This window comes from Streptomyces albofaciens JCM 4342, assembly GCF_008634025.1.
GTDB lineage: Bacteria > Actinomycetota > Actinomycetes > Streptomycetales > Streptomycetaceae > Streptomyces > Streptomyces albofaciens.
In genome coordinates this window covers 4,263,546-4,286,143 of record NZ_PDCM01000002.1, presented here as the reverse complement: position 1 = coordinate 4,286,143, position 22,598 = coordinate 4,263,546, and the positions used below count along the sequence as shown (strand labels likewise).

19 protein-coding genes, 1 tRNA gene and 1 other RNA gene are annotated in these 22,598 nt (G+C 73.0%); 10 read left to right on the top strand and 11 right to left on the bottom strand.

Annotated elements, in window-relative coordinates; all coding sequences use genetic code 11:
* The first annotated feature begins 285 nt into the window (after nt 1-285).
* The 3 genes from CP973_RS38655 (at nt 286) to CP973_RS38645 (ending at nt 3,200) form a co-directional block, all read left to right on the top strand.
* Nucleotides 286-597, top strand: a complete 312-nt coding sequence (locus CP973_RS38655) for a hypothetical protein (RefSeq protein WP_150249500.1) — start codon at nt 286-288, stop codon at nt 595-597.
* Nucleotides 598-773: 176 nt separating this feature from the next.
* Nucleotides 774-1,427: a hypothetical protein gene (locus tag CP973_RS38650; protein ID WP_150249498.1), complete on the top strand. Its 654-nt coding sequence runs from the start codon at nt 774-776 to the stop codon at nt 1,425-1,427.
* Between the two features lie 171 nt (nt 1,428-1,598).
* The gene (locus CP973_RS38645) at nt 1,599-3,200 is read left to right on the top strand and encodes an ABC-F family ATP-binding cassette domain-containing protein (RefSeq protein ID WP_208853383.1); all 1,602 of its coding nucleotides are present in this window, start codon (nt 1,599-1,601) and stop codon (nt 3,198-3,200) included.
* Nucleotides 3,201-3,238: 38 nt separating this feature from the next.
* On the opposite strand, the gene CP973_RS38640 is transcribed toward CP973_RS38645, so the two are convergent.
* Both CP973_RS38640 and CP973_RS38635 read right to left on the bottom strand, forming a co-directional pair.
* Nucleotides 3,239-4,003, bottom strand: a complete 765-nt coding sequence (locus CP973_RS38640) for a class I SAM-dependent methyltransferase (RefSeq protein ID WP_150249492.1) — start codon at nt 4,001-4,003, stop codon at nt 3,239-3,241.
* Nucleotides 4,004-4,085: 82 nt separating this feature from the next.
* A complete protein-coding gene (locus tag CP973_RS38635; RefSeq protein WP_150249489.1) occupies nt 4,086-4,739 on the bottom strand; it encodes a peroxiredoxin-like family protein in 654 nt (217 codons plus the stop codon).
* A gap of 188 nt (nt 4,740-4,927) precedes the next feature.
* Here CP973_RS38635 and CP973_RS38630 point away from each other — a divergent pair, with 188 nt between their 5' ends.
* Nucleotides 4,928-5,515: a TetR/AcrR family transcriptional regulator gene (locus CP973_RS38630; RefSeq protein ID WP_150249486.1), complete on the top strand. Its 588-nt coding sequence runs from the start codon at nt 4,928-4,930 to the stop codon at nt 5,513-5,515.
* Nucleotides 5,516-5,552: 37 nt separating this feature from the next.
* Here the strand turns inward: CP973_RS38630 and CP973_RS38625 are convergent, their stop codons facing one another.
* A complete protein-coding gene (locus CP973_RS38625; RefSeq protein WP_244410232.1) occupies nt 5,553-6,638 on the bottom strand; it encodes a LacI family DNA-binding transcriptional regulator in 1,086 nt (361 codons plus the stop codon).
* 269 nt (nt 6,639-6,907) lie between these two features.
* Between CP973_RS38625 and CP973_RS38620 the strand changes: the two genes are divergently transcribed.
* Nucleotides 6,908-7,867: a carbon-nitrogen hydrolase gene (locus CP973_RS38620; RefSeq protein WP_150249483.1), complete on the top strand. Its 960-nt coding sequence runs from the start codon at nt 6,908-6,910 to the stop codon at nt 7,865-7,867.
* A gap of 6 nt (nt 7,868-7,873) precedes the next feature.
* Here CP973_RS38620 and alaS read toward each other — a convergent pair whose 3' ends face one another.
* From alaS to CP973_RS38605, 3 genes are all read right to left on the bottom strand, one after another.
* A complete protein-coding gene (gene alaS, locus CP973_RS38615) occupies nt 7,874-10,531 on the bottom strand; it encodes an alanine--tRNA ligase (protein WP_150249481.1) in 2,658 nt (885 codons plus the stop codon).
* Between the two features lie 50 nt (nt 10,532-10,581).
* On the bottom strand, nt 10,582-11,634 hold the full coding sequence (gene tsaD, locus CP973_RS38610) for a tRNA (adenosine(37)-N6)-threonylcarbamoyltransferase complex transferase subunit TsaD (protein WP_208853445.1): 1,053 nt from the start codon (nt 11,632-11,634) through the stop codon (nt 10,582-10,584).
* A 203-nt stretch (nt 11,635-11,837) separates the two neighbouring features.
* The gene (locus CP973_RS38605) at nt 11,838-12,434 is read right to left on the bottom strand and encodes a histidine phosphatase family protein (protein WP_208853382.1); all 597 of its coding nucleotides are present in this window, start codon (nt 12,432-12,434) and stop codon (nt 11,838-11,840) included.
* 326 nt (nt 12,435-12,760) lie between these two features.
* Between CP973_RS38605 and CP973_RS38600 the strand changes: the two genes are divergently transcribed.
* Together CP973_RS38600 and CP973_RS38595 are read left to right on the top strand one after the other, a co-directional pair.
* On the top strand, nt 12,761-12,979 hold the full coding sequence (locus CP973_RS38600) for a CbtB domain-containing protein (protein ID WP_150249472.1): 219 nt from the start codon (nt 12,761-12,763) through the stop codon (nt 12,977-12,979).
* Between the two features lie 14 nt (nt 12,980-12,993).
* A complete protein-coding gene (locus CP973_RS38595) occupies nt 12,994-13,755 on the top strand; it encodes a CbtA family protein (protein ID WP_150249469.1) in 762 nt (253 codons plus the stop codon).
* Nucleotides 13,756-13,883: 128 nt separating this feature from the next.
* Here CP973_RS38595 and CP973_RS38590 read toward each other — a convergent pair whose 3' ends face one another.
* The gene (locus CP973_RS38590) at nt 13,884-14,483 is read right to left on the bottom strand and encodes a CAP domain-containing protein (RefSeq protein ID WP_167538598.1); all 600 of its coding nucleotides are present in this window, start codon (nt 14,481-14,483) and stop codon (nt 13,884-13,886) included.
* Nucleotides 14,484-14,956: 473 nt separating this feature from the next.
* Between CP973_RS38590 and guaD the strand changes: the two genes are divergently transcribed.
* The gene (gene guaD, locus CP973_RS38580) at nt 14,957-16,306 is read left to right on the top strand and encodes a guanine deaminase (RefSeq protein WP_150249460.1); all 1,350 of its coding nucleotides are present in this window, start codon (nt 14,957-14,959) and stop codon (nt 16,304-16,306) included.
* A gap of 54 nt (nt 16,307-16,360) precedes the next feature.
* Here guaD and CP973_RS38575 read toward each other — a convergent pair whose 3' ends face one another.
* The 4 genes from CP973_RS38575 to CP973_RS38560 form a co-directional block, all read right to left on the bottom strand.
* Entirely contained in the window at nt 16,361-16,921 is a 561-nt protein-coding gene (locus CP973_RS38575; protein WP_150249456.1) for a glycoside hydrolase family 25 protein, read from the bottom strand.
* Nucleotides 16,922-17,169: 248 nt separating this feature from the next.
* A complete protein-coding gene (locus CP973_RS38570) occupies nt 17,170-18,048 on the bottom strand; it encodes a DUF72 domain-containing protein (protein ID WP_150249453.1) in 879 nt (292 codons plus the stop codon).
* A 488-nt stretch (nt 18,049-18,536) separates the two neighbouring features.
* A complete protein-coding gene (locus CP973_RS38565) occupies nt 18,537-19,301 on the bottom strand; it encodes a DUF4232 domain-containing protein (RefSeq protein ID WP_150249450.1) in 765 nt (254 codons plus the stop codon).
* A gap of 208 nt (nt 19,302-19,509) precedes the next feature.
* Nucleotides 19,510-19,597: transfer RNA gene (locus CP973_RS38560), tRNA-Ser, on the bottom strand.
* A 120-nt stretch (nt 19,598-19,717) separates the two neighbouring features.
* Between CP973_RS38560 and ffs the strand changes: the two genes are divergently transcribed.
* Both ffs and CP973_RS38550 read left to right on the top strand, forming a co-directional pair.
* Nucleotides 19,718-19,816: signal recognition particle sRNA small type (gene ffs, locus CP973_RS38555), an RNA gene on the top strand.
* 52 nt (nt 19,817-19,868) lie between these two features.
* Nucleotides 19,869-22,553: a DNA polymerase III subunit gamma and tau gene (locus CP973_RS38550; RefSeq protein ID WP_150249447.1), complete on the top strand. Its 2,685-nt coding sequence runs from the start codon at nt 19,869-19,871 to the stop codon at nt 22,551-22,553.
* The last annotated feature ends 45 nt before the right edge of the window (nt 22,554-22,598 follow it).

Here is a 22,598-nt window from a genome sequence, read left to right as displayed (position 1 = left end):
GGCCGCCAAGCAATGGCTGCGTCCAAGGTTTGTAAGACGGCCGGGGGCTGTCAAGCCCACCCGGGAAAGAATCATGAAGCCCGTCGGCCCCCCGACTAGGCCCGTACGGCCCCCCGGTCAACCCTCCGAACCGGCCACCGGGCCACCACCCGTCCGCACTCCCCACATCAGGCCAACTCTGTCGAACGGCCTTGCTAATGCCTGACTTTCGGGCACAAACTGCCAGGGCCGCCGATCAGTGGATCGCCGGTCCGCATTCCTACGAGGACGCGACAGGAGCAAGCAATGCAGAACGGCAAGTTCCTTTCCGGCAGGACCGCCCCCGGCGAAGGCTGGCAGAACTATCCCGACCGCAATGGTGACGGCGTTTACATCGACGTCGACACGAGCGAGGGCGGTTTCACCGACACCCCCGCGTATATCGCGGCCCTCACCGGCGACGACCGCATGTGGATGACCACCGGCGGAAACACCGTGTACAACGCCACCCCCACCGGCTTCCGCGTCTACGTACGCCGCGTCGACCGCCAGCCCATCGACCCCGCATACGCCGCCAAGAACGGCTGGCACATCGCCTGGATCGCCGCCGAGGTCTGACCTCCGGCCCCCACGGGGTCCCCGCCCCGCCGGTCTTCGTGGAAACTCCGCGGAGGCCGGCGTCGTGTGCCGGCGGGGAAATGCGAGGCGGCCGGGCGGGCCCGGGACGAGCGGGGCCCCGCGTGGTCATACCGACGTGCGAAACTCGCCGGGTATGACTGACGGGGGGAGTACCGGTGAGCAAGCGGCAGGTGCGGGGGATGCTCAGGGGGATGGCGAGCGGGCAGGCCGTTGAGGTCACCAGCGCCATGGCCTCCATGAGGCAGCTCGCGCGACTCGGCGCCCTCGCGCAGGAGTTCGGGTACGACTACGCCCGCGTGCGGCAGGGCGGCGGCCCGCAGAACCGCGGGCTGGTCATGACGATCGTGCCCGACCTCACGCCACAGGCCCGGGAGCGGGCCGCGCGGAACTGCGCTCGGTACCCCGGGGCCGCGGCCGGGGGTGAACTGCCGCCGGTCGCGCCCGGTGCGGTGGAGCTCGTCAGGGCCCGTATCGCCTTCGACCTCGCCACCAGGCTCACCGAGAAGCAGATGGTGGTGTTCGCGGGCATCGGCTTCACGGCGGTGGCCGGAGCCGCCGCGTACAGGTTCAGCGCGAGCACCACGGTCCTCGTCACCGTCGCCGTCATCTGGGCCGCGCTGATGGCCTCCCTGCCGGTCGGGATCGTCGTCAACCGGCGCTACAAGGCCAAGCAGGTCGCCGTACTGGAGGCAGCCGGGTTCTCGTCGGTGACCGATGCCACCGGGCGGCTCCGGTACCTGCCGCCGGGAAGGCTGCTCCCCGGTCACGGCGCCCCCTCCGGCGGGCCGCCGCACGTGCCTCCGGCGTAACCGGGCCCCGGGCTCGCTTCGCCGCCGCGAAAAGGCCCGTACGGAAAACCGTGTGCATCCCCGTGTGCCGCCGTCTACCCTCGCCCCCATGTCGACCCCCCGGATTTCTTAGCTCGGACACCCGCTTTCACGCCACCCGTGTGTCCTTGAGCTGTTCCGGAGTGTTTTTCCATGATTACCGTTCGTGGTGTCGACGTGCGCGTCGGCGCCCGGCTTCTGCTGTCCGGCGTTTCCTTTCATGTCGCCCCCGGTGACCGAATCGGCCTGGTGGGCCGCAACGGGGCGGGGAAGACGACGTTGCTCGACACCCTGGCGGGGCGGGTGCGGCCCGCCGCCGGGGACATCGTCCGTACGGGGAGCGTCGGCCATCTGCCGCAGGACTCCCGTACGGCCGACCCGGCCGTCACCGTCACCGGCCGGATTCTTTCCGCGCGTGGTCTGGACCGGACCGTACGCGAACTGCGGCGCGCCTCGGAGGCGCTGGCCGAGGCCGTGGGCGCGGCCGAGCAGGAGAAGGCGATGGCGGCTTACGCGCGGGCCGAGGACGCCTTCCAGGCACGTGGCGGGTACGCGGCCGAGGCCGAGGCGGCGCGGGTCGCGGCCGGGGTGGGGCTGCCCGAGCGGGTGCTGCACCGGCCCGTGGGCGGGCTGTCGGGCGGGCAGCGGCGGCGGGTCGAGCTGGCCCGCATCCTGTTCGCCGGGCACGGCACGCTGCTGCTGGACGAGCCGACCAACCACCTCGACGCCGACTCGGTCGCCTGGCTGCGCGGCTTCCTGGCCGCGTACCGGGGCGGGCTGGTGATGATCAGCCATGACACCGGGCTGCTCGCCGACACCGTCAACCGGGTGTTTCACGTGGAACCGGCGCGCGCCGCGCTCGACGTGCACAACACCGGCTGGCACACCTACCTCGCCCAGCGCGCGGCGGACGACCGGCGCCGGGCGCGGGAGCGCGCCAGCGCGGAGCGGAAGGCGGCGGCGCTGCACAGCCAGGCCGACAGGATGCGCGCCAACGTCGCGACGGCCGTCTCGGCGAAGAACATGGCCCGCCGCGCCGACCGCATGCTCGCGGAGCTGGAGCCGGTCCGGCGCACCGAGAAGACCGTGCGCATCCGGCTGCCCGAGCCCGCACCGTGCGGCCGGGTGCCGCTGGGCGCCGTCAGCCTGGCCAAGGCGTACGGGGACCACCAGGTGCTCGACGGTGTCGACCTGGCCGTGGACCGGGGGAGCCGGCTGGTCGTGCTGGGGCTCAACGGGGCGGGCAAGACGACGCTGTTGCGGCTGCTGGCCGGGCGGGAGACCCCCGACGCGGGGCGCGTGGTGGCCGGGCACGGCCTGCGGCTGGGCTACTTCGCGCAGGAGCACGACACGCTCGACCCGTCCCGTACGGTCCGCGAGAACCTGGCCGCCGCCGCGCCGCACCTGACCGACGGCGAGGCCCGGCACGTCCTCGGCGCGTTCCTCTTCTCCGGGGACGACGCGGACAAGCCGGTACGGGTGCTGTCCGGCGGCGAGAGGACCCGGCTGGCGCTGGCCGGTCTGGTCCACTCGCGCGCCAACGTGCTGCTGCTGGACGAGCCGACCAACCACCTCGACCCGGCTTCCCGGGACGAGGTGCTGGCCGCCGTCGGCACCTACCCCGGCGCGATCGTGCTGGTCAGCCACGACCCGGGGGCCGTCGAGGCCCTCCGCCCCGACCGGGTGCTGGTGCTGCCGGACGGCGCGGAGGACCTGTGGGGGCGGGAGTACGCGGAATTGGTGGAGTTGGCGTGAGGGGTAGGGGCGGCCATGGCCGCCCCTACCCCCGGCTGTCAGGCCGGTTTGCGGGCCTCGATGAGGAAGCGGGTGGAGTGGGCCACGAACGGCCCCTCCGCCCGGATCTTCGCGTCCAGCTCGCGCAGCCGGTCGCGGTGGCCGTCCACCGTGAAGCCCGGCACCATCCAGATCACCTTGCGCAGGAAGTAGATCACCGCGCCGATGTCGAAGAACTCCATGCGCAGGGACTCGGAGTGCAGCTCGGCGATCTCCAGGCCCGCGGCCTCGGCGTCCCGGCTCTCGTCGTCGGGGTGGCGCTTGCGCCGCACTTCCCCGGGCTGCGGGCCGAGGAAGTACTCGACCAGCTCGAAGACGCTGGCCGGGCCGACGTGCTGGGCGAAGTACGTGCCGCCGGGGCGCAGCACGCGGGCGATCTCCGACCACCAGACGGTGGCCGGGTGGCGGCTGGTGACGAGGTCGAAGGCGCCGTCGGCGAACGGCAGCGGCGGCTCGTCCGGGTCGGCGACGACGACCGCGCCGAGCGGGTGCAGCAGCGCGGTCGCCTTCGCGACGTTCGGCGGCCAGGACTCCGTCGCCGCCATCACCGGCGGCAACGGCCCGGCGCCCGCGAGGACTTCACCGCCGCCGGTCTGGATGTCCAGCGCGGCGGTGGCACCCGCCAGCCGTGCGCCCAGGGAGCGCTGGTATCCCCACGAGGGGCGCTGCTCGGTGGCCCGGCCGTCCAGCCAGGAGAAGTCCCAGCCGGCGACGGACACGGACTCCGCCTCGGCCACCAGGTCGTCGAAGGAACGTGTGGTCATGCGGGGATCGTTTCAGGCGGGAAGCATGGTTTTCCACCTGTTTTTTAGGTTTTGCCGTTTTTGGCGGGTAAGGGGCGGGGCGTCAGGAGGAGGTGAGGGCGTCCAGGGCGGCCAGGATGTCCGCCGGTTCGGCGCGCTTGACGTAGTCGGGGTCGGCGAAGGCCCAGCGGACCGTGCCCGTGCGGTCGATGACGAAGGTGGCGGGCAGCGGCAGGGTGCGCGGATGTCCGCCGTTGACGCGCTGCATCTCGAAGCCGAAGGAGTCGTACACGGCGGCCAGGTCCTCGGGCAGGTCGAAGGCGATGCCGTACCGCTCGGCGACCTCGGAGCCCACGTCGCTGAGCACGTCGAAGGCCAGCCCGTGCTTTTCGGCGAGGGTCAGGGACTCGTCGGGTATCTGCGGCGAGACGGCCACCAGCCGGGCGCCGCGCGCGGTGATGGCGGCGTGGTGCTCCTGGAGGGCGCGCAGCGCGAGGTTGCAGTACGGGCACCACGCGCCGCGGTAGAAGGTGAGCACGACCGGCCCGTCGGCGAGGAGGGCGCTCAGGGTGACCTTCCGTCCGTCCGCCGCGGGCAGCGTGAAGTCGGGGGCCGCTGTGCCGGGTCCGGGCGCCGCGGCGGCCTGCCCGGACTCGGCCAGTTCGCGACCGGCCCGCTCCATGACCGCCCGCGCGGCGGCCGGGATCTGCGGGTAGCGGGACGTGAAGAAGGCGTGCAACTCGGCGTCGAGGCTCATGGGTTGACCCACCTGTCCGGGGAGGCGTGCGGGGCGCACGGAACTTGGAACGGTCGTTTCAAGTTACGGGTGCGGCTCCCTCTTGCCAAGGGCTGCGCGGGGTTATCTTGGAACGGCTGATTCAAGAAGCCGGCGCGCGCGGCAGCCGCCGGTAGTGATCGTGACGAGGAAGGCGGCGGGCCCCGGGCATGCCCGACATCAAGCACTTCGACCCGGACGCGGCCCTGGAGGCCGTGGTCCGGCTGTTCTGGGAGCGGGGCGTCGCCGCGACCGGCATCCAGGAGGTGGTCGACCGCACCGGCGTCAGCCGCTCCAGTCTCTACGCCACCTTCGGCGGCAAGCAGGACCTCTACCTCGCCGCCCTGCGCCGGTACGTCGAGCAGTGGTCACGGCCCGCGTTCGCGCGACTGGCGGCGGACCCGCGCGGCCTGCCCGCCGTCACCGAGTTCTTCACCGAGCTGATCCGGCTGCGCTGCAGCGGCCCGTACGCCCGCTGGGGCTGCATGATCGCCAACGCGCACACCGGGCCGTCCAGCGCCGAGCCCGCCGTACGCCGACTGCTCGACGAACACCACGAGTCGCTGGTCGACGCCATGCGGTCGGTGCTCAGCGCCGCCGCCGCGCGCGGCCAACTCGCCCCGGGCGTGGACCCGGAGGCCACTGCCGGGCTGCTGGCCCTGCTCGCCTACGGGGTCAACCTGCGGTCCCGTACGGGGGCCGACCCCGCCGCGCTGGAAGCGACGGTGAAGGCGGCGCTGGCACCGTACGCGAAGTAGCGGGTGGCGACGGGGCGGATCGGCCGATCGGCCCCTGTCAGGCCGGCTGTTCCTCTGTTGTCCCGCCCGCCGCGGCCTCTGCCGTTCCGTCCGCTGCGCCCTCTGCCGTTCCGCCCGCCGTGCCCTCCGGGCGGGTGGACGCCCGTACCCGCAACTCCCACTCGTGAGGGCGGACCGTCTCCGGTGCGGCCCGCCCGGCCAGGATGTCGCAGAGCAGGGCGGCGCAGGCCCGCCCGTACGCGTCCGGGCGCAGGTCGATCGCCGTCACGGGCGGCGCGCTGCCGCGCAGGGCCGCCCCGTCCACGCAGGACGCGACGAGCAGGTCCCGCCCGGCCGTGCGGCCGGTCCCGGCGGCGGCCCGCAGCACGCCGGCGGCGGCCCCGTCGGGCGCGCACAGCACCGCGTCCACGGCCGGATCGTCCGCCAACAGGTCCACGGTGGCGCGCGCCGCCTCGTCGGGGGTCGCGGCGAACGGCACGGTCCGTACGGCGACATCGCACCCGTGCGTACGGCCCCACGTCTCCGCCGTCTCGCGCAGCGCGGTGACCCACGCGGAGGAGCCGGCGGGCGCGAGCAGGGCCGGGCGCCGGGCCCCGGCCGCGCGTACATGGTCCAGCAGCGCGGTCAGCGAGGCGGCGTTGTCGCAGACCACCGCCCCGGCCGGGGCGGGCGCCGGGCCGGGGTAGCGCTCGCCGGTGACCACCGGCACGCCCGCGTCGAGCAGCCCGGTCACCGCGTCGTCGCCGGCCTCGGGGTCGATCACCAGCAGGCCGTCCACGCGCGAGGCGAGCCGCCCGGCGGCCCCGCCGTCGGGGGCCAGCAGCACCACGTCCAGGCCGTCCTCCTGGGCGCGGGCCACGGCTCCGAAGGCGAGCGTCATGTAGTAGTCCAGCCGGGTCGCGGTGCGCGGCAGGTACAGGCCGAGCGCGCCGGTGCTGGCCCGGCGGAGGCTCCGGGCGGCGCTGTTGGGCCGGTAGCCGAGCCGGTCGGCGGCGTCGCGGACCCGGCGGCGGGTCTCCTCCGCCACCCGGCCGGACCCCTGGAGCGCGTCGGAGACGGTGCTCTTGGAGACTCCGGCGGCCCGTGCGACATCGAGCAGGGTCACGGTGCGGCGGCTGGTCACGGGGTGCAAGTCTAGAGGGATCACCTCGCCGCTCCTTCTCCTTTGCCGCTCCCTCTCCTCCGCCGCTCCTTCCTTCCATCCGGGGCGGCGGGGAGGGCGGCGACGTCGGCGTCCCCCTTGCCGGAACGTTCCGGCACTCGTACATTGATGCCTGCCGGAACGTTCCGGCAGGCATCGGGCCCTACCGCGCAGCACCGCGCGCCTGCCCTCCTGCCCTGCCGCCCCCCTGTTCTGCCGCCCAGCCCCTGCCCTGCCGCCCCGGAGCCCCCATGCGAGTGATCACCGCCCTCACCCCACCCGCCTCACCGGCCCGCACCCGTCCCGCCGAGCGCACCCCGCTGCGCGTCGCCCTCGTACAGCAGCGCTGGCACCGGGACCCGGAAGAGCACCGCGCCGCCCTCAAGGAGGGCATCCGCCTGGCCGCCGCGGAAGGCGCCCGCGTCGTCTGCCTCCAGGAGCTGACCCTCTCGCCGTACTTCGCCGTGCTCCGCAAGGACGACCACCCCGAGCCCGCCGAGCCGGAGGACCTCCGCACCGGTCCCACCGTCTCCTTCGCCGCCGAGGCCGCGCGTGAGTACGGCGTCCACGTACACGCCTCGCTCTACGAGCGCGCCGACCCCGAACCGGGCCCGGACGGCGCCGTGACGCCCGACGGGCTCGGCTACAACACCGCCGTTCTGGTCGCCCCGGACGGCACCCTCGCGGGCCGTACGCGCAAGACCCACATCCCCGTGACCGAGGGCTATTACGAGGACCACTGGTTCCGCCCCGGCCCCGCGGGCCCCGACGCCTTCCCCGTCCACACCGTCGAGAACGCCGCCTTCGGCCTGCCGACCTGCTGGGACCAGTGGTTCCCCGAGCTCGCCCGCGCCTACTCGCTGGCCGGTGCCGACGTTCTGGTCTACCCGACCGCGATCGGCTCCGAGCCGGGCCACCCGGGCTTCGACACCCAGCCGCTGTGGCAGAAGGTGATCGTCGGAAACGCCATCGCCAACGCCACCTTCATGATCGTGCCGAACCGCATCGGCACCGAGGGCCCGCTCACCTTCTACGGCAGCTCCTTCATCGCCGACCCGTACGGCCGCGTCCTCGCCCAGGCGCCCCGCGACGAACCCGCCGTCCTGGTCGCCGACCTGGACCTGGACGCCCGCCGCGACTGGCTGGAGCTGTTCCCGTTCCCGGCCACGCGGCGGCCGGACGCGTACGGGCCGCTGACGGCGACGGACTGACCGGCGCTACTTCTCCTCCGCGACCAGCTTCGGCAGCGCCGCCAGCGTCTCCGGCAGCTCGTCGGCGGGCAGGCCGCCGCCCTGGGCGAGTTCGGGCGAGCCGCCACCACGCCCGTTCAGCAGTCGCTTGACCAGGTCGGACGCCGAGCCGCCCGCTTCCTTCCCGGCCTTGTTCAGGGCGACCACCAAGGCCGCCTTGCCGTCCGTGGCCGAGCCGACGGCCACGGCGGCGGGCTGTCCGGCGGGCAGCCGGTCCCGTACGGCCATGGCCAGCGCGCGGGCCTCTTCGGCGCCGCCGTCGGCGGTGGCGGTCACCACCCGGAAGCGGCCCGCCTGTACGGCGGAGTCGGCCAGCCCGGCGGCGCGCGCCACGGTGGCCTGCTGCCGCAGCCGCTGGTTCTCCCGGTCGGACGCCTTCAGGCGCTCCAGCAACCCGGCCACCCGGTCGGCCAGTTCGGCGCGCGGAGCCTGGATCTGTTCGGCGATCCGGGCGACCAGGTCGCGTTCGCGGGCGAGGTAGCCGAAGCCCTCGATGCCGACCGACGCCTCCAGACGGCGCATGCCCGCGCCGACGGACGACTCGGCGGTCAGGGCGACGACGCCGATCTGCGAGGCGTGCGCGACATGCGTACCGCCGCACAGTTCACGCGACCAGGCGCCGCCGATCTCCACGACCCGCACCTTCTCGCCGTACGTCTCGTCGAAGAGCGCGAGCGCGCCCAGTTCCTTGGCCTCCGGGAGCGTCATCCACTTCACCCCCACCGGCAGGTCGCGGCGGAGCGCGCGGTTGGCGGCCTCCTCGATCTCGCTGCGCACGGTGGCGGACAGGCCGCCGCGCCACGGGAAGTCCAGGCGCAGGTAGCCGGGCCGGTTGTACGAGCCGGACTGGAGGGCCGTCGGGCCGAGGATCTCGCGCAGGGCGGCGTGGAGTACGTGGGTGCCGGAATGGGCCTGGCGCGCGCCGAGCCGCCACTCGGGATCGACGGCAGCGTGCAGGGCGTCGCCCTGGCCGAGTTCGCCGGCGGTGACCCGGATCTGGTGGGCGACCAGGCCGGGCAGCGGGCGCTGCACGTCCAGGACCTCGGCCTCGGCCGAGGTGCCGGAGAGGTGGCCGGCGTCGCTGTCCTGGCCGCCGGACTCGGCGTAGAACGGGGTGCGGTCGAGGACGACGGTGACGATGTCGCCTTCGCGGGCCACCGGTACGGGCCCCTGGGCGCCGAGGACGGCCAGCACCTTGGAATCCGTCTCCAGCGTGTCCCAGGCGCGCCAGTCGGTCGGCCCGTGCTCGTCCAGGACCGTACGGAGGGCCGACGTGTCCACCGCGCCGCCGGACTTGCGCGCCCGGGCGTCGGCGCGGGCCCGCTCGCGCTGCTCGCGCATCAGCGTCGCGAAGCCCTCGCGGTCCACCTCGACGCCCTGCTCGGCGGCCATCTCCAGGGTGAGGTCGATGGGGAAGCCGTAGGTGTCGTGCAGGAGGAAGGCCTGCTTGCCGGGGAGCGACCGGCCGCCTTCCTCCTTGACCTTGGTCACGGCCGTGTCCAGGACGGCGGTGCCCTGGCGCAGTGTCGCGCGGAAGGCGTCCTCCTCGCCGGCCGCCTGGTCGGCGATCCGGTCGTAGGACTCGGCGACCTCCGGGTAGCTGGGCGCCATGCAGTCGCGGGCGACCGGCAGCAGCTCCGGCAGCGCCCGGTCCTCGTGGCCGAGCTGGCGCATCGAGCGCACGGCGCGGCGCAGGATGCGGCGCAGCACGTAGCCGCGGCCCTCGTTGCCGGGGACGGTGCCGTCGGCGAGCAGCATCAGGGCCGTACGGACGTGGTCGGCCACCACCCGCAGCCGTACGTCGTCGCGCTCGTCGTCGCCGTAGCGGACCCCGGCGAGCGCGGCGGCACGGTCCAGGACCGGACGGGTCTCGTCGATCTCGTAGAGGTTGTCGACGCCCTGGAGGAGGGTGGCCATCCGCTCCAGGCCCATGCCGGTGTCGATGTTGCGGTGGGGGAGTTCGCCGAGGATCGGATAGCCGGACTTGCCGGTGCCCTCACCGCGCTCGTACTGCATGAAGACGAGGTTCCAGAACTCCATGTACCGGTCCTCGTCGACCTCCGGACCGCCCGCCCGGCCGAACTTCGGCCCCCGGTCGTAGAACAGCTCCGAGCTGGGCCCGCACGGACCCGGCACGCCCATCGACCAGAAGTTGTCCTCGTCCCCGCGCGGGACGACGCGCTCCTCGGGCAGGCCGGCGATCTCCCGCCACAGGGCGCGCGCCTCGTCGTCGGTGTGGTGCACGGAGACCCAGATACGGTCCGGGTCCAGGCCGTAGCCGCCGTCGGCGACGGGCGTGGTGGACAGCTCCCAGGCGAAGCGGACGGCGTCTTCCTTGAAGTAGTCGCCGAGCGAGAAGTTGCCGTTCATCTGGAAGAACGAGGCGTGCCGGGTGGTCTTGCCGACCTCTTCGATGTCCAGGGTCCGCACGCATTTCTGCACACTGGTCGCGCGCGGCCAGGGCGCCGCCACCTCACCGGTCAGATACGGCTTGAAGGGCACCATGCCCGCGTTGACGAACAGCAGCGTCGGGTCCGGCGTCGGCAGCGGCGCGCTGGGGACGACGGTGTGGCCGCGCTCGGCGAAGAAGTCGAGGAAGCGGGTGCGGATCTCGGCGGTACGCAAAGGGGGCTCCGGGCGGTCGGGGGAGAGGGGCGGGGAGGGCGGGGCGGCCGTTACGCGGCGGCCCGCGCCGCCCGGGCGACCGGGTGCAGGGCCGCGTACTCCAGCGGCGCCGACGGGTCGATCGAGAGGTCCAGCGGAGCCGGTTCGGCACCCGCCCGGACGAGCAGGTCGCCGACGGCGGCGATCATCGCGCCGTTGTCCGTGCACAGCCGTAGGGGCGGTACCCGCAACGTAATCCCCGCGGCCTGGCAGCGCTCCTCGGCGAGGGACCTTACGCGCGAGTTGGCGGCCACGCCGCCCACCACCACCAGCGTGCCCACGCCGTGCTCCGTGCAGGCCGCCACGGCCTTGCGGGTCAGCACGTCGGCGACCGCCTCCTGGAGGGAGGCCGCGCCGTCCGCGACGGGCAGCTCGCCGCCGGCGTGCCGTTCGGCCCAGCGCGCGGCGGCCGTCTTCAGGCCGGAGAAGGAGAAGCCGTACGGGTCGTCGCGCGGCCCGGTCAGCGGGCGCGGGAACGCGACGGCCGCCGGATCGCCCTCGCGCGCGGCCCGGTCGATCGCCGGGCCGCCCGGGTACGGCAGGCCGAAGACCCGCGCGACCTTGTCGAAGCACTCCCCGGCGGCGTCGTCGAGGGTGTCGCCGAGGTGCACGATCGGATCGCGCGCCAGGTCCCGTACGAGGAGGAGGGAGGTGTGCCCGCCCGAGACGATCAGCACCATGCAGGGGTTCGGCAGCGGCCCGTGCTCCAGGGTGTCGGCGGCGACGTGCCCGGCGAGGTGGTGCACCCCGTACAGCGGCACGCCCAGCCCGTACGCCAGGCCCTTCGCACCGGCCAGACCCACCTGGAGGGCGCCCGACAGGCCGGGCCCGGTGGTCACGGCCACCGCGCCGATGTCGGCCATGGTCAGGCCCGCCTCGTCGAGGGCGCGGCGCACGACGGGTGTGAGGGAGTGCACGTGGGCGCGGGCCGCGATCTCCGGCACGACGCCGCCGTAGCGCGCGTGCTCGTCCATGCTGGACGCCACCGCGTGCCCGAGCAGCCGCCCGTCCCGGACCAGGCCTGCCCCGGTCTCGTCGCAGGAGGACTCGATCCCCAGCACCACTGGAGAGCCTGGAGATGCCACTGCGCTGCTCCTTCGTGTTCCTTGTACTCAGATACCGGTGTATCGGTGTACCGGTGTACCGGTGCATCCGCGTACCCGCCGGATTCGTTATTGCGAGCTATGTGCAATAACCGTTCCGTCCAGGATACGGCGGTCCGCACCCGCGGCTACGGCGCCCGGGGCGCCGTCCCCCGCCCGGCTCTCTACCCGGCTCCCTCCCTCGCCCCCTGCCCGAGTTCCGCCGTCACCCGCACGTTCCACCGCCCGTCCCGACCGCTCAGCGCCGTCACGGTCAGCGGCGGTACGTCCACCCGCCAGAAGGACGACGGCGGTGCCCCCAGGGCGCACACGACCGCCGCACGTACGACGTCCGGTTCCACCACGGCCACCACCCGGCCGCCCTCCGCCATGAGGCCGGTCAGCCAGTCCGTCACCCGGCCGAGGAACCGCGTCAGCGGCTCGCCGCCGTGCACCGCGCTGTCCGGGTCGGTGAGCCAGGCCGCGACACCCTCCGGCTCGGCGGCCAGTACGTCCTCCAGGGCCAGCCCCCGCCAGCGGCCCATCGCGCACCCCGCCGCGCCGGGGTCCGGCACCGCCCGCAGGCCGAGGGCTTCGGCGGTCTCTTGGCAGCGTGCGGACGGCGAGGTCAGGGCCCGGTCGGCGGGCAGTGCGGCAGCGGCCGGGCGGGCGGCGCGGGCGCGGTGCAGTCCGGCGGGTGTCAGCGCTTCGTCGGCCGGGAAGCGCACCGCGCGCGCCGCGTCGTCGAAGGCCGGTGAGACCAACATCACCCGAGTTGTCATGCGCACCTCTCCTCGTCGCGTCCGGGTCACGGAGACGCGGAAACCCGGCGGCGCACCGGGAATCCGGGCGGCGCTTTCGGCAGAGAGGGGCGCGCCCGTCCGCCGCCGTGCGCCCGTCCGGGGCCCGGGGCCCCTTGGCCCGGCCGCCGCCACGCGGTACGTTCCCGATGATATTGACGATGACATGACGGAAGCCGGTGGAATTCCGGCGCGGTCGCGCCACTGTGAGCCCGGACCGGTCCCGTACGGGGCCGCCGGACGAGCCAGACCCGTCCTGTCGTGACGATCCACTGTCCGGGACGCGTGTTTTCCCAGGAGGTTCCGCCATGGCCCAGTCCGTCGCGCCGCCGACCACCGGCTCCGCCGCACCCGCCACCCTGCCGGTCAGGACGATCCTGCCGTGGGCGATCTTCGGCGGCGTGCTGATGCTCGTCCTGCTCTACTTCGTCGGCGCCGAACAGGGCGCCACCTCGCTGCTCTCCGGCACCGACGTGCACGAGTGGGTCCACGACGGACGCCACCTGCTCGGCTTCCCCTGCCACTGACCGGGGGCGCGCACATGAACTCCGCCACCGTCAGATCCCTCCTGGTGCGCGGCATGCTGGCCGGCCTCGCCGCCGGCCTGCTCGCCCTGCTCGTCGCCTATCTGCTGGGCGAGCCCCAGGTCGACGCCGCCATCGCGTTCGAGGACGCCCACGCCCACGAACACGAGACGGAAGTCGTCAGCCGCGGCGTGCAGTCCACCCTGGGCCTGGCCACCGGCGTCCTGGTGTACGGCGTGGCCCTGGGCGGGATCGCCGCCCTGGCCTACTGCTTCGCGCTGGGCCGCGTCGGCCGCTTCGGCCCCCGCGCCACGGCCCTGCTGCTCGCCGGTGCCGCCTTCGCCGCGGTCTGCCTCGTACCGTTCCTGAAGTACCCGGCCAACCCGCCGTCCGTCGGCGACCCCGACTCCATCGGCAAACGCACCGCGCTGTACTTCCTGATGATCGCCCTCAGCGTGCTGCTGACCATCGCCGCGGTCATCCTCGGCAAGCGGCTCGCACCCCGCCTCGGCAACTGGTACGCCACGGTCGTCGCGCTGGCCGCCTTCGCCGTGGTGACCGGCCTCGCCTACGCGTTCCTCCCGGCCGTCAACGAACTGCCGCACGACTTCCCCGCCCTGCTGCTGTGGAAGTTCCGCGTCTCCGCACTCGCCGTCCAACTGGCCCTGTGGGCCGCCTTCGGCCTGCTCTTCGGCGAACTGGCCGAACGGGCCGTACGGGCACGGCAGGCGGGAGCCCCGCGGGCGGTGGACGGGGGCGCGGTGCCGTCGGCGCACTGAGGCAGGGCGCACTGAGACAGCCCGTCACGAGGGCTCCGGAGCGCGGCTGTGGTCGCGCCCGGAGCCGCCGTATCGCCGTACATCCGGAGCCGTCGTACGTGCGGAGCCGCCGTACCTGCGGACCCTGATCAGGCCGGGACGGCCAGCAGCAGCGTCCACCACGGCCCGCGCCCGCCAGTGCCGCTGTCGATCCCCACGCCCGCGTGCCGGAACGCGCAGTCGGTCAGCACCACCCGGTGCTCCGGACTGCGGACCCAGTCCCGCACCACCTCGGCGGCCCCGCGCTGGCCGCGCGCGATGTCCTCGCCCGCGCGGCGCCAGTCGTAACCGACGGCCGAGAGCCGGTTGCCGGGCCCGGACCCACCGCGCTCCCGGTGGGAGAGCGAGTCGTCGCGGGCCATGTGGCCGCTGTGCCGCTGGGCGGCCTTGGTGACCGTACGGTGCGACCGCACGGGCCGGCATCCGGCTCTCGCCCGCTCGCGGTTGACCAGCCGGATGACCGTCTGCCGGGTCGCTTCGACGTTACGGGGAATGCGGGCGGCGGCGTGCGCTGCCCGTACGCCATGGGCGGCGAGCGTCGCGCCCGGAGGGGCGGCGAGGGCGCGCCCGCCCGGAGCGGTCGCCAGGGCGCGGCCGTCCGGAGGAGCCGCCAGGGCCCGGCCGTCCGGAGGAGTCGCCAAGGCGCGCCCGCCCACCGTGAGCCCCGCCAGGATCAGCAGAGCCACCACGGCCCGTACCGCGTACCAGCCCGCCCGTCGTCCCGCCGCGCGCCCCCGCGGCCCGCTCGCCGCCGTGCCCCGGCCCGCCATCCCGCCCAATTCGGCCCCTGTTCCTCGCCTGCCATCGGCTGCGGTGACCGGTCGTCCGGCTGCCGCCGTTCCCGTCATCCGGCTGCCGCCGTTCCCGTCGTCCGGCTGCCGCCGTTCCTGCTGCCGTCCCCGTCATACGGTCCGGCACGGCCCGGCGGCCTGGTCACCCGCTCACAGTGTTGCCGTCCCCGCCCCCACCTCTGTCGCCCGCGGCCGATACCCGACCCGATCGGCTGTACGTGGGGTCCGCCTTGCTGACGCAGCCGACGCAGCCGACGCAGCCGACGCAGCCGACGCAGCCGATGCGACCGACACAGCCGACGCAGACGATGCAGCCGTCACAGCCGACGTACACCCGTCGATTTCCGCCCGGAACGGGTACGCGCCCGCACATGACCACCAGCACGCCCGCCACCGCTCCCGTACCCACCCCGGTTCCCACCGCCGTCCGCGGCCCCCTCATCCGCTTCCGCGCCGACCCCTTCCGCACCGGAAACGCGGATGCCCTCATCCATGAGCCCGACGGGCTGCTGATCTGCGAGGACGGCCGGATCACCGCCGTCGGCCCGTACGCGTCCCTGCGCGACCGGCTGCCGCACGGCACCGAACCGGTGCACTACCCGGGCCACCTGATCACCCCCGGCTTCATCGACGCCCACACCCACTACGTGCAGAAGGAGGCCATCGCGGCCTTCGGCGCCCAACTGCCCGACTGGCTCGACCGCACCTACGTCGCCGAGGAGCGTTTCGCCGACGGCGCCCACGCCCGCCGCGTCGCCTCCTCCTTCTGTGACGAACTGCTGCGTAACGGCACCACCACGGCCCTGGTCTTCGCGTCCGTGCACGCCGGCTCGGCCGACGCGCTGTTCGAGGAGGCGACCCGGCGCGGCATGCGCATCGCGGCCGGCAAGGTGTGGATGGACCGCAACGCGCCCGGCACCCTGCTCGACACCGCCCAGCGCGCTTACGACGAGTCCGCGTCACTCGTCCAGCGCTGGCACGGCAACGGCCGCAACCTCTACGCCATCACCCCGCGCTTCGCCCCCACCAGCACCCCGGACCAGCTCGAAGCGGCGGGTGCCCTGCGCGCGGCCCACCCCACCACCCTCGTGCACACCCACATCGCGGAGCACCGCGACGAGATCCCCTGGGTCCGCTCCCTCTTCCCCGACCGCGACGGCTACCTCGACGTCTACGACCACTACGGTCTGCTCGGCCCCCGTACCGTCCTGGCGCACGGCATCCACCTCACCCCCTCCGAACGCGACCACTGTGCCCGCACCGGCACGGCCGTCGCACACTGTCCGTCCTCCAACCTCTACCTGGGCAGCGGCCTCTTCCCCCTCCGTGAGGCCAAGGAGGGCGACCACCCACTCACCGTAGCCCTCGGCACTGACATCGGAGCCGGCACCAGCTTCGCCCTGCTCCAGACCATGCGCGACGCCCACCAGGTCGCCAAGCTGCGCGAATACGCCCTTGACGCGGTCAAGTCCTTCTACCTCGCCACCCGCGGCGGCGCGGAGGCCCTGGGCCTGGCCGACACGATCGGCTCCCTGGCACCGGGCCAGGAAGCCGACTTCACCGTCCTGGACCCGCGGGCCACACCTCTCCTCGCCGACCGTACCGCCCAGGCCGAGAGCATCGAGGACCTCCTCTTCGCCCTCACCGTCCTCGGCGACGACCGTGCCGTACGGGCCACGTACACGGCGGGCAGGCTCGCGTACGACCGGAACGCGACGTAACGCCCAAGACCCCATCACGAATACAGCTGTGCGGCCCTCAGAAGGCCACGTCCCTCACACCTTCCCGCCGGTGGCCCACTTCTTCAGCGCATCCCGGTTCTCGAACCGCGCGACGTTCTTGTCCACCGGGCGGTTGGTGTGCTGATGAACCAGCCATTTCCCCTTGATGCGCGGCTTCCCGGGCGAGACGTAGTCGGCGATCCAGAGCCCGTCCCCGGCGTACGACGACGCGTCGTGGCCCTTCCAGAACGACACATTGGTGTAGAGAAGCACGCGGTGATGCGGCCGCAGCTTCTTCACCTCGCGCAGGAACTGGTCCTTCTGCGCACTGCTCGCATGCGTGCCGGCACTTGTCGTCTCCCAGTCCACGGCGAGCAGTTCACCGGCCTTCGCCCCGCACTTCTCGATGAAGTACTCGGCCTGGGCGGCGATGTTTCCGGGCCAGAGGAAGTGGTAGAACCCGACCACGCACCCCGCGTCCCGGGCTTTGGCGGCCTGGTCGGCCCGGTGCGGACTGGCGTACGACCGCCCCTCGGTGGCCTTAATGAACACGAAGTCCTGCCCGTCGGCATCGAAAGAGGACTGATGGGCGGAGATGTCGATTCCGTGCAGCATGACGTGCCTTCCGATGGAGTGCGAAGAAAGGTGCGCACGAGGAAATGCGACATGGCTCAAGGGAGGGACGGGGAGACCACCCGGTGACGGAGTCGAAGCCCCACCCGTCTCCGTCACCGCGATTTCCTCAATACGTTCTCTCCCTTACATTCCCCACGATCCCCGCCCTTCACCCCCACCGGCCACCCACCCGGGGCATTCGCGCGCGCCCCCTCCCCCCGCTCCGCCCCCCGTTCCTCTCTCTGCACCTACACCTGACCGAGCAATCGCTGCATCGCCTCCGCAGCCCTTACGGCTGCGTCACCACAGCAGTTGTTGAACAGCACATGCACCACATCAGCCCGCTCCGCCATCCCCCGCACCCGTGGCACCCACTCCCTCAACTCCTCTTCTCCATACCGGTGCCGAAACCGCTCCTCCTTGCTCCCGGACCCCCACGCGGGATTACGTCCATGAAGCCGCACCACCGCCAGCCGGCGATCCGTGACGGGAGCGACCGGCGGTATCGAAACCGGCAACGTCTGCACCATGTCCACGGCCACGGCGGCCATCCCCAATTCCGCCAGCAGCGCCTCCGTATCGGCCTGCCGCCGCTCACCCCGCCACCACTCCGGGTGCCGGAATTCCACGGCGACCGGCCACCCTTCCGTGCGCTCCCCGCACCGCGCGAGAAACGCCTCGGCACGCGCGCCCGGCGCGAACCACGGCGGAAACTGGAACAACAAGGATCCGAGCCGCCCGGCCGCCCGCAACGGCTCCACCGCCGCACTGAACCGCCGCCAGACCTCATCCAACAACCCGCTGTCAGGGCCGCCTTCGGCTCCCCTGCGCCGTACGAAAGCGGACCGCAAATCATCCGGCAGCGCAGCGGGCCGCGTCGGGTGACCGGTCAGCAAGGAAAACGCCTTCACATCGAACCGGAACCCGTCCGGCGTCCGCTCGGCCCACAGCCGGCTGTTGCGCTCACTGGGCATCCCGTAATACGTGGCATCGACCTCCACCACGGGAAACCGATCCGCATAATGCCGCAACCGCCCCTCGGCATCCCGCCGCCCCGCCGGATACCACCCACTGCCCACCAACGCCCGATCCGTCCATGAACACGTCCCGACCAAGATTTCACCCATGGTGAGGCGTGTACCCGGAGAAGGGGACGGCACGGGGACGACTCCGAAGTCGACGCGCTCGCCGAGGGCTACCCCGCTTGGCTGGGGCAGTGGGCGGGCGCCAGGCGTGAGCGAGATGACGCCCGCCGGTGCGCGCTCACTTGGAGACCGACGCACAGAACGTCGCGACACGGCAGCCGGTCAACCGGCCTTCCCGAACCAGCCCCCAACCTCGGATCGCGACCTCGCACATTCGCCATCACCCCCTCTCCGCACCAATTCATCCCGCCTGTCGGCTTCCAAAGGTTCCTGCCCACCCGCATGCGGCATTTCTACGACAGCAGGGGAAAATCACCTCATCCAGTGGTCGTGATGCAGTGGCCCTGAGGCCACGAAACAACAGCCCTGAATCGGTGCGCGATTTTCCTTACTCATGCGGGACGGCCCCAACACGCCGTCCACCTGCGGCAGTCAAGCCAGAAGAGACCGTGCCGCGGCCTTACCGGAGTTCAGTTGGCGATGCCCACCGGGTGGACCTTGATCTTCTCGTCGTACGGGCCGGCCGGCTTCAGCGCGTCCGAGGGCCACTTCAAAGACACGCTGTGGGTCTCGTTCGGCGGCGTCACGATGATGTTGGTCGGGGAGACGAGGCTGTCGCCGCTGGAGTCGACCGGGTACGAGATGCTGAAGGTAGCGGTGCCACCGGGCTTCAGGTCGGTGATGCGCGGCTGCTCACCGCCACGGTGGACAGGGGCGGAGGTGCCGTCGGCGTCCTTCAGGTCGACACCCGCGAAGCCCGTCACCGAGCAGGTTCGCCCGCTCTTGTTCGTCATCTGAACGGTCACGTCGCCCACCTTCTGGTCGGGCGAGCTGTCCACAGCCTCCATGGTCAGCTCGCTCGTACGGCAGAACTTCCCCTTCCCCCCGCCCTTCGCCGCGCCGCTCCCGGAACCGGCACGCGAGGAGGCACTGCCCCCGGAGCCGCCGCGGGACGAGGTGCCCTCGCCCTCGGAGCCCGGCTTGGCCTTGCCGGCCTGGGCACCGCCGCCCTGCGCTCCGCCGGCAGTGTCCGCGCCACCGGCCTCGGCGGAGCCCGCACCACCGGCCTCGGCAGCCGTACTCGCGCCCGCCCCCGGCTGGCTCCCCGGCTTGGAGGCGGCTGCGTCCGAGCCGGAGCAGGCGGTCAGGGACAGCGCGGCGGCCGCGGTCAGGGCAGCGGCGGCAACGCGCAGGGTGCGGCGACGAGTGGTGTGGGCAGAGGTGCTGGCGCTCATTTCGGGGCCCCCGGGAAGTCGGTGTCGGTCTCTCCTCCGTACGACACCCACCCTGACCAGAGCCACTACCACCAGACTGCCGCGCCACTAACGCTCAGCTAACACGGGTGTGAGAGGGGACACGCTCCGGGGGAAGCCCGATCCACAACGCGACGAAGGCCCCCACCGCGGACGGTAGGGGCCTTCGACGTAGTGCCCGGTGAGGCACTGGCGGAGGATACGAGATTCGAACTCGTGAGGGGTTGCCCCCAACACGCTTTCCAAGCGTGCGCCCTAGGCCACTAGGCGAATCCTCCGCCGCAAACAATACAAGACGTTGAGGGGTGCTCGCGAACATGGACCCGGGGGAGGGGGTGCGGGTGGATCTTGGGGTGGGGCGGGGTCGTGGGTTGGGGGTGGGATCCGCTAGGGTTGGGCGCAGCCCCTCACGTGGCGCTATCTCACCGAACTCCCCCAGGGCCGGAAGGCAGCAAGGGTAAGTGAGCTCTGGCGGGTGCGTGGGGGGCGTTTGCGTTCCGGAGGTCGGGGGCGGCCCGGTTGTCGGTGGGGGCCGATATCGTCGTATGCGTGTCGTCCCTCGCGCTGTACCGCCGCTACCGCCCCGAGACCTTTGCTCAGGTCATCGGGCAAGAGCACGTGACCGATCCGCTGCAGCAGGCCCTGCGCAACAACAGGGTCAACCACGCGTATCTGTTCAGTGGGCCGCGTGGCTGCGGCAAGACGACCAGTGCGCGCATCCTGGCGCGCTGTCTGAACTGTGAGAAAGGTCCCACTCCCGATCCGTGCGGGGAGTGCCAGTCGTGTGTGGACCTCGCCAGGAACGGGCGGGGGAGCATCGACGTCATCGAGATCGACGCCGCTTCGCACGGTGGTGTCGACGACGCGCGTGAGCTGCGGGAGAAGGCGTTCTTCGGGCCGGCCAGCAGCCGGTACAAGATCTACATCATCGACGAGGCCCACATGGTCACGTCGGCGGGCTTCAACGCGCTGCTGAAGGTGGTCGAGGAGCCGCCGGAGCATCTGAAGTTCATTTTCGCGACGACCGAGCCCGAGAAGGTCATCGGGACGATCCGGTCGCGTACGCACCACTATCCGTTCCGGCTGGTGCCGCCGGGGACGCTGCGTGACTACCTGGGTGAGGTGTGCGCGCAGGAGGACATCCCCGTGGAGGAGGGCGTGCTGCCGCTCGTCGTACGGGCCGGGGCCGGGTCCGTGCGTGACTCGATGTCGGTGATGGACCAGCTGCTCGCCGGCGCGGGCGATGCCGGTGTGACATATGCCATGGCCGCGGCCCTGCTCGGGTACACCGACGGGTCGCTGCTGGACTCGATCGTGGAGGCGTTCGCCGCGGGCGACGGGGCGGCGGCCTTCGAGGTCGTGGACCGCGTCATCGAGGGCGGCAACGACCCCCGGCGGTTCGTGGCCGACCTGCTGGAGCGGCTGCGTGACCTGGTGATCCTGGCGGCGGTGCCGGACGCGGCGGAGAAGGGTCTGATCGACTCGCCCGCCGATGTGGTCGAGCGGATGCAGGCCCAGGCGTCGGTGTTCGGGGGCGCGGAGCTGGCGCGGGCCGCGGACCTGGTCAATGTCGGATTGACGGAGATGCGTGGGGCGACCTCGCCGCGGCTGCAGCTGGAGCTGATCTGCGCGCGCGTGCTGCTGCCCGCCGCGTACGACGACGAGCGCTCGGTCCAGGCACGCCTCGACCGCCTGGAGCGCGGGGCGAGCACGGCCGGGCTGAACCTCGGTGGCGCGGTGTCGACGGGCGTCGGCGGCCCCGCGGTCGAGTACGCACCAGGGCCCGGCGGCCATGCCGTCGCCCCGCCTCCCGCGGGCCCGCCCGCAGGGCCGTCCGGTCCGGCCGCGGCACGGGCCGCGGTGCGGGGGATGGGTGGCGGGAGTGCCCCCGCGTCCGCTTCCGCTCCTCCTGCTTCCGCCCCCGCGTCCCCTCCCGCCCCAGCGCCCGCGCCGACATCCGTGGGGGCTTCGGAGCCCCCGGCAGATGTTCAGCCTGCGGGAGCGGGACCGGTGGCGCCCGGTGGGACCGGTGTGCCCGGTGAACAGGCTGCCTCTGGGGGAGGGGCTGCGGCTGCTGGTGCGCCTGGTGGTGGGGCCGCGCCCGGGGCCGCGCCCGGGGCTGCGCCCGGGGCCGCGCCCGGAGCCGCGCCCGGGGCTTGGCCTGTGGCTGGAGGTGGCCAGGGGGCTGGGCAGAGTGCCGGCGTCGGCGGTGGTGCTGGTGCCGGTGCCGGTGGTGGCGCTGGTGGTGGGCAGCGACAGCCTGGTGCCTGGCCTGGGCAGCAGGCGGCCGGTGGCGCGTCCGCTGGGCGGCAGCCTGGTGGGTGGCCCACGGCTGCCGCGCCGGGGCAGGGCGGTCCGGGTGGGGGCGGCGCTCCGGCCGCGCCGGGCCAGTCCGTACCCGTACAGCACGGTCAGCCGTCCCCGTACGGACAGCAGGCCCCGCAGGGCGGCGGCAGCATGGCGCAGGGGGCCGCGCAGGTGCGGCAGCTGTGGCCGGAGATTCTGGAGGCCGTGAAGGGGCGGCGCCGCTTCACCTGGATTCTGCTCAGCCAGAACGCGCAGGTCGCCGGGTTCGACGGCACGACGTTGCAGATCGGCTTCCCGAACGCCGGTGCCCGCGACAGCTTCGCCAACGGCGGCAGCGAGGACGTGCTGCGGCAGGCGCTGGCCGAGAAGTTCAACGTGCAGTGGAGGGTAGAGGCGATCGTCGATCCCTCCGGGGGCACCAACCCGCCCGGCGGTGGCGGTGGCGGAGGGGGTTACGGCGGAGGCGCGCCGCAGGGCGGCGGCTTCGGCGGTGGCCCCTCGGGCGCGCCCGCGCAGGGCGGCGGCCAGGGCGGGTCGGGTGGCCCGTCCGGCGGATACGACGGCGGTTCCGGGTACGACGCGGGTGGTGCAACGGGCGGCGGCCAGGGCGCGCAGATGGCGCGGCAGGCGGTCGCGCCGGCGGGGGCCCCGGCCGGAGGCGGCGGTTACGGGTCCGGCGGCGTCGGCACGGCTGGTGGCGGCGGCAACGGCGGTTCCGGCGGGTCGTACGGGTCCGGCGGCGGTGCTGCGGGCGGTGCCGGTCCGGAGGCCGGGTATCGCGAGCCGGAGCCCGCGCCGGTGTCGATAGAGGACGACATGCCGGCCGAGGACGACCCCGACCTCGTCGACTCCGCACTGAGCGGACACGACCTGATCGTCCGCGAGCTGGGCGCGACGGTGGTCGAGGAGTTCAACAACGAGTACTGAGAGGGCGTTTTGCCGCCTTTTGCAGGTTTCTACGATGAATTCTGA